Genomic DNA, 6,874 nt, shown 5'->3' with positions numbered 1-6,874 from the left:
GGGCACCCACTCGCCGGCCTTGCGCGAATAATCGCGATACAGCATCGACGCCACCGCATCGACCCGCAGGCCATCGACGTGGAAATGCTTGAGCCAGTGCAGCGCCGACGCCAACATGTAGCCGTGTACCTCGGTGCGGCCCAGGTTGTAGATCAGCGTGTCCCAGTCCTGGTGAAAACCCTCCATGGGGTTGCCGTATTCGTACAACGCCGTGCCGTCGAATTGCGCCAGGCCATGGGTGTCGGTGGGGAAATGCGCCGGCACCCAATCGAGGATCACGCCGATTTCGGCCTGGTGGCAGGCGTTGATGAAAGCAGCGAAGTCATCCGGCGAGCCGTAACGGGCGCTCGGGGCGAATTGCGACAGCAGTTGATAACCCCAGGAGCCACCGAACGGATGTTCCATGATCGGCATCAGTTCGATGTGGGTGAAACCCAGCTCTTTGACGTACGGAATCAGCCGCTCGGCCAGTTCAGGCCAGGTGTACTGACGGGCGACTTCGCCCAGGTCATCCAGCTCGCATTGCCAGGAACCGGCGTGCAACTCGTAGATCGACAGCGGTGCGCTGGTTCGCTGACGCTCGCTGCGGGACAGCATCCAGTCCTGGTCCTGCCAGTCGACTTTCAGCGGCGAGGCGACTTTTGATGCGGTATCCGGCGGCAGCGCGGTGGCCAGGGCCACCGGGTCGGCCTTGAGCGGCAGAATGCCGTGGGCGCCGAGGATTTCGTATTTGTAGGCCTCCCCCGCTTGCAGGCGCGGGATGAACAACTCCCAGACCCCAGTGGGATGGCGCAGGCGCATCGGATGCCGACGACCGTCCCAGACGTTAAAATCGCCGACCACCGAGACCCTTCTGGCGTTCGGCGCCCACACGGCGAAGCGCACACCCTCCACGCCATCGACTGTCTTCAGTTGCGCACCGAGGCAACTGCTCAGATCCCGGTGATTGCCCTCGGCGAACAGGTACAAGTCCATCTCGCCAAGTAACGGGCCAAAGCTGTAAGGGTCTTCGGCGAGTTGCTCACCGCCGGCCCAACGGGTTCGCAGCAGATAAGGCTGTGCCCGCTCGAAGTGCCCGACGAACAACCCCGGCGTCTGGGTCGCCTCAAGGCTGCCGAGTTCTTCTCCGGAGGCCTTGTCCACCACTTGCACACTCAAGGCATCCGGCAGATACGCCCGAATGAATTGCCCGCCAGCGCCATCGCTGTGCGGGCCGAGAATTGCGAAGGGATCCTGATGTTCGGCGCGTACCAATGCGTCGATATCCCGCGCCTTGGGCAGCAGCGCCTCTTTAACGTGCCCCTGTTCCTTGTTCGAGAAACTCATGACTACTCTCCACCAAGATCGGAAAAGGGTTTAAGCCCACTCAATAATCCATATAAACCGTGCAACGGCACCGGTAGCCAAGTGGGGCGGTTTTCAGCCTCATAGGCCACTTCGTAAGCCGCCTTCTCCAGACCGAACAACGCCAGCGCAGCATCCTCGCCTTCAGGATCTTGCCATGCATGAGCAAGACTAGCTGCCGCCAGCCGATAAGCGTCGACAAATGATTGTCGCGCCTCTTTCAAATAGCGATCGGCGACCCGTTGACGCGCCGCCTGGGCATCCGCCGTGTTGTCGACGTTGTGTACATTTATCGCCATCGCCGCGGCGTAATCGAAGGAGCGCAACACGCCGCTGACGTCTTTATAGGGGCTGTGTTTACCGCGGCGCTCACACAGCGGCCGCGCGGGTTCACCCTCAAAATCGATCAGATAAGCATCACCCTTGATCACCAGCACTTGCCCCAGGTGCAAGTCGCCATGGACGCGGATACGCAAGCCGCCAGCGGCCTTTTTGCCCAGCTCCTGGATATGTCCGAGGATGGCTTTCTTGTTGTCCAGCAAGCGGCTGACCAATGTCTGGTCCGCCACGCTCAGTTCGGTTTGATGTTGCTTGAGCAGCTTCAGTGCATGCTCCAGCTGCGCCGCCACGTCCTTGGCCGAGGCCAGGGCATCTTTCTGACTCATGATGTGTGGGGCAAAGTCCGGGTTGGCGCTCGGGGTCGCCAGTACCTGATGCATCTCCCCCAGGCGCTGGCCGAGCATGCCGGCAAAATCCTTCAGCTCGCCGAGGGCGTTGTAGTGCTGTTCCTGCTCGGACACGGCATCGGCGAGCTCGTCACGAAGCGCCCGTTCGAGGTTGTTCTGGGTCCATTCCCACGCGTCGCCCTGATTGCTCAAGTAACCTTGGGCGATCATCAACAGCGTGTCCTCGCCCGCCGCATCGCGACGAATCACCGCTCCCAACAGCGGCGAAATATTTTTGAAACCGGCATGGGTCAGGTACGCGCTCATTTCCAGTTCCGGGTGCACCCCTGACGCGACCTTGCGGATTAGCTTCAGCACCAGGCTGGTGCCGATCACCACCGAACTGTTGGATTGCTCGGCAGACAGGTAACGCACCTGCGACTCGGCACTCAGCCCCAGTTTGGCCAATTCATCAGTAGGCTCGAAACGGATCTCGCCACCGTCCGAGGGCAACACCGTACTGGCCTGCATGCCCTGCAACACTGCATGAACAAAGCTGTCGAGGCTGAAGGCGTCGGTGATCAGGCCGACCTGACGACCGCGACGGACCCTGGCCAGCGCCAATTGCTGCGGCAACGCGGCGCCGACCTGTTCCTCGGAAATAAAGCCGAATGGCAATTGATAGCGGCTGGTCTGGCCAGCGCTGGTGACGTCGATTTCACTCAACAGCACCGGATGCTGCGGGTCGCCGAAGCGCACGCCGTAAGCGAGGTTGACGCTGTCGATGGTGCCGTCCTTGCCGGCGAACCAGCGGCGATTCTGCAACCAGCTCGGCAAAATGCCCTGCTCCAGTGACYGCCGAGACGGCGCTTCGAGCAGCTCTTCCATGCGCTGCTTCAGCACCAGCGTGGTGAAGTCCGGCAGGCTTTGCGCCGGCTCCACGTGCCAGCTCGGCATCTGGTTCTCCGCTGCCAGGCCGAACCAATAGAAGCCGTAAGGCGCCAGCGTCAGCAGGAAATTCAACTGGCCGATCGGCGGGAACGCATTGCCGCCGAGCATCTCCACCGGGACCATGCCGACATACGCCGACAGATCCAGCTCCGCCGCTTGCGCGCTGCGGGACACGTTGGCCACGCACAGAATGATCTCGTGCTTGCCGTCCGCGCCGGTGAATTCACGGGTGTAAGCCAGGATCCGGCGATTGCTCGGCGACAGCATCTTCAGCGTGCCGCGACCGAAGGCCTTGGACTGCTTGCGTATCGCGAGCATGCGCCGGGTCCAGTTCAACAATGAATGAGGGTCGCCGGCCTGGGTTTCGACGTTGACCGACAGATAGCCATACTGCGGGTCCATGATCGGCGGCAACACCAGACTGGCCGGGTCGGCGCGGGAGAAGCCGCCGTTACGGTCGATCGACCACTGCATCGGCGTGCGCACACCGTCGCGGTCGCCGAGGTAAATGTTGTCACCCATGCCGATTTCATCGCCGTAATACAGGGTCGGCGTGCCGGGCATCGACAGCAACAGACTGTTGAGCAACTCCACGCGACGACGATCGCGTTCCATCAACGGCGCCAGACGCCGGCGAATCCCCAGGTTGATCCGCGCCCGACGGTCGGCCGCGTAGTAATTCCACAGGTAATCGCGCTCCTTGTCGGTGACCATTTCCAGGGTCAATTCATCGTGGTTGCGCAGGAAAATCGCCCACTGGCAGTTGGCAGGGATTTCCGGAGTCTGGCGCAGAATGTCGGTAATCGGGAAACGATCTTCCTGGGCCAGCGCCATGTACATGCGCGGCATCAGCGGGAAGTGAAACGCCATGTGGCATTCGTCGCCGTTCTGGCCTTTGGCGTCGGTGTTACCAAAATACAGCTGAGTGTCTTCCGGCCACTGATTGGCCTCGGCCAGCAGCATGCGATCGGGGTAATTGGCGTCGATCTCGGCGCGGATCTGCTTGAGGACGTCGTGGGTCTCGGGGAGGTTTTCGTTGTTGGTGCCGTCGCGCTCGATCAGGTACGGGATCGCGTCCAGCCGCAGGCCGTCGATGCCCATGTCGAGCCAGTAGCGCATCACCGACAGCACCGCTTTCATCACTTGCGGGTTGTCGAAATTCAGGTCCGGCTGGTGGGAATAGAAGCGGTGCCAGAAGTACTGACCGGCCACCGGGTCCCAGGTCCAGTTGGACTTCTCGGTGTCGAGAAAGATGATGCGGGTGCCGTCGTATTTCTGATCGTTATCGGACCAGACATAGAAGTCGCGGGCCGCCGAGCCGGGCTTGGCCTTGCGCGCGCGCTGGAACCAGGCGTGCTGGTCCGAGGTGTGGTTGATGACCAGTTCGGTGATCACCCGCAGACCGCGTTTATGGGCTTCGGAAATGAAGCGTTTGGCATCGGCCAGGGTGCCGTAGTCGGGGTGCACGCCACGGTACTCGGCGATGTCGTAGCCATCGTCGCGTCGTGGCGAGGGGTAGAACGGCAACAGCCAGATGGTGTTGACGCCCAGATCGGCAATGTAATCGAGCTTGGCGATAAGGCCGGGAAAGTCGCCGATCCCGTCATTGTTGGAGTCGAAAAAAGACTTAACGTGAACCTGGTAGATCACCGCATCCTTGTACCAGAGCGGGTCTTTGATGAAGGTGGCTGACCTGGGTTTCTTCGCCATTTGTAACTCCTGTTTAATTCGAATAAAACCGCCGGACCTGTGGCGAGGGAGCTTGCTCCCGCTCGGCTGCGAAGCAGTCGTAAAACCTGCAAATGAGGTGTGACTGACATATTGTCTGGGGCCGCTGCGCGACCCAGCGGGAGCAAGCTCCCTCGCCACAAAAGCCCCCTCGCCACAGTCAAGAAGCGGTGATCCGCCAAATCCCGAACGGCAGATGCCACGGTTCGATCCGCATGAACTGGTACTTGCCGTGCCAGGTCCAGCGGTGACCGTTCATCAAGTCTTCGCCTTGGGTGCTGGCATCGTCGGGCAGGCCCATTTCCCACAGCGGCAATTCAAAATTCGCTTCCTGGGCGTTATTCGGATCGAGGCTGACGGCCACCAGAATGAAATTGCCGCCATCCTCACTGCGCTTGCCGAAATACAGAATGTTGTCGTTCCAGGCGTTGTAGACCTTCAGGCCCAGATGCGTGTGCAGCGCCGGGTTCTGCCGGCGGATGCGGTTGAGCTGGGCGATTTCGGCAATGATGTTGCCCGGCGCGTTGAAGTCCCGCGGGCGGATCTCGTACTTCTCGGAATTGAGGTACTCCTCCTTGCCCGGCACCGGCGCCGCTTCACACAGCTCGAAGCCCGAATACATGCCCCATAACCCGGAACCCATGGTCGCAAGCGCCGCGCGAATCAGAAAACCGGGGCGCCCGGAGTCATGCAGGAATGCCGGGTTGATGTCCGGCGTATTGACGAAAAAATTCGGCCGGTAGCATTCACGCCATGGCGACTCGTTGAGTTCGGTGAAATAAGTCGCCAGTTCGGTCTTGGTGTTGCGCCAGGTGAAATAGGTGTAGCTCTGGGAGTAACCGACCTTGCCCAGGCGCGCCATCATCGCCGGCGTGGTAAAGGCTTCCGCCAGAAAAATCACCTCGGGGTACAGCGCCCGCACATCGGCGATCAACCACTGCCAGAACGGCAACGGTTTGGTGTGGGGGTTATCAACGCGAAACAGCTTCACGCCCTCTTCGACCCATCCCACCACGATGTCCCGCAATTCAACCCACAGGCTGGGAATCGCATCCACGGCATAGAAATCGACGTTGACGATGTCCTGATATTTCTTCGGCGGGTTCTCGGCGTATTTGATCGTGCCGTCCGGGCGCCAGTTGAACCAGCCCGGATGCTCTTTGAGCCAAGGGTGATCCTGGGAACACTGAATCGCAAAGTCGAGGGCCACTTCCAGCCCATGTTCGGCGGCCGCCGCGACGAGCCGGCGAAAGTCTTCGCGGCTGCCCAGTTCCGAGTGAATCGCCTCATGCCCGCCTTCTTCGCTGCCGATGGCGTAAGGACTGCCCGGGTCGTCGGGGCCGGCGGTCAACGAGTTGTTCGGGCCTTTGCGATAGCTGCGGCCGATCGGGTGGATCGGCGTGAAGTACAGCACGTCGAAGCCCATGTCCTGAATCATCGCTAGCCGCGTATGCACGTCATTAAAGGTGCCATGACGGGCCGGATCATCCGTGATCGAGCGTGGGAACAATTCATACCAACTGGCGAACTGCGCCAACTCCCGCTCCACGTCCACCGGAAATTCAGGACTCAGGCTCACGAAGGGACGATGATCGGCCTGGGCCATCAAGTCCGCGCTGCGTTGGTGCAGAAACAAGGCAACCTGCTCGGTTTCGAGCAGACCGGACAACTCATGGTGCAACGCCGCCAGCTGCTCGCTGAGGAGGCCTTCACTGCGTTCCGCTGCCTGCTTGACGTGCAGGCGCCCTTCCTGCAATTCCAGGCTGACCGACATGCAGGCCCCGTGCTTCTTTTTCAGCTCATAACAAAAACTGGCGTACTGATCGATCCAGGCTTCGATACAGAACGCATAGCGGCCCTGCTTCTTGACACGGAACTGGCCCTGCCAGCCGTTATTGCCCAACTCGACCATCACCTCGCTTTGCCAGGTGTCGTCGCCTTCGGCACGCCAACGGATGCGCACGRCCAGTTTGTCATGACCGTCGGCAAACACTTTGCTGGTCACCACCACGTCCTGATCGACCACGGCTTTAACGGCAAATTGCCCGCCATCGAGGGTCGGCATGGTGTTTTCGATCACGATACGCGGCAGCAGCAACGCCTGGGACAGCGGTATATGCGGGTTGTAGCTTAGTTCTGTGGGTTTTTCAGCGGTCATCGAGCATCTCTCCTTACGCCCCAAGGAC

Annotated in this window: 3 protein-coding genes; all 3 read right to left on the bottom strand. The window is 60.6% G+C overall.

Annotated features, from left to right (window positions below):
• A partial coding sequence (locus AC1DLB_RS16920) for a GlgB N-terminal domain-containing protein (protein ID WP_477785316.1) occupies positions 1-1,326 on the bottom strand: 1,326 nt, incomplete at its 3' end.
• A 2-nt stretch (positions 1,327-1,328) separates the two neighbouring features.
• The gene (treS, locus tag AC1DLB_RS16915) at positions 1,329-4,670 is read right to left on the bottom strand and encodes a maltose alpha-D-glucosyltransferase (RefSeq protein WP_477785315.1); all 3,342 of its coding nucleotides are present in this window, start codon (positions 4,668-4,670) and stop codon (positions 1,329-1,331) included.
• A gap of 178 nt (positions 4,671-4,848) precedes the next feature.
• Positions 4,849-6,846, bottom strand: coding sequence for an alpha-1,4-glucan--maltose-1-phosphate maltosyltransferase (locus AC1DLB_RS16910; protein WP_477785314.1), 1,998 nt, complete (start codon positions 6,844-6,846; stop codon positions 4,849-4,851).
• Between the last annotated feature and the right edge of the window lie 28 nt (positions 6,847-6,874).

The organism is Pseudomonas sp. 05N434, from assembly GCF_056396965.1.
Note: the sequence above shows the minus strand (reverse complement) of the source record. Positions and strands in the feature narration are given on the sequence as shown.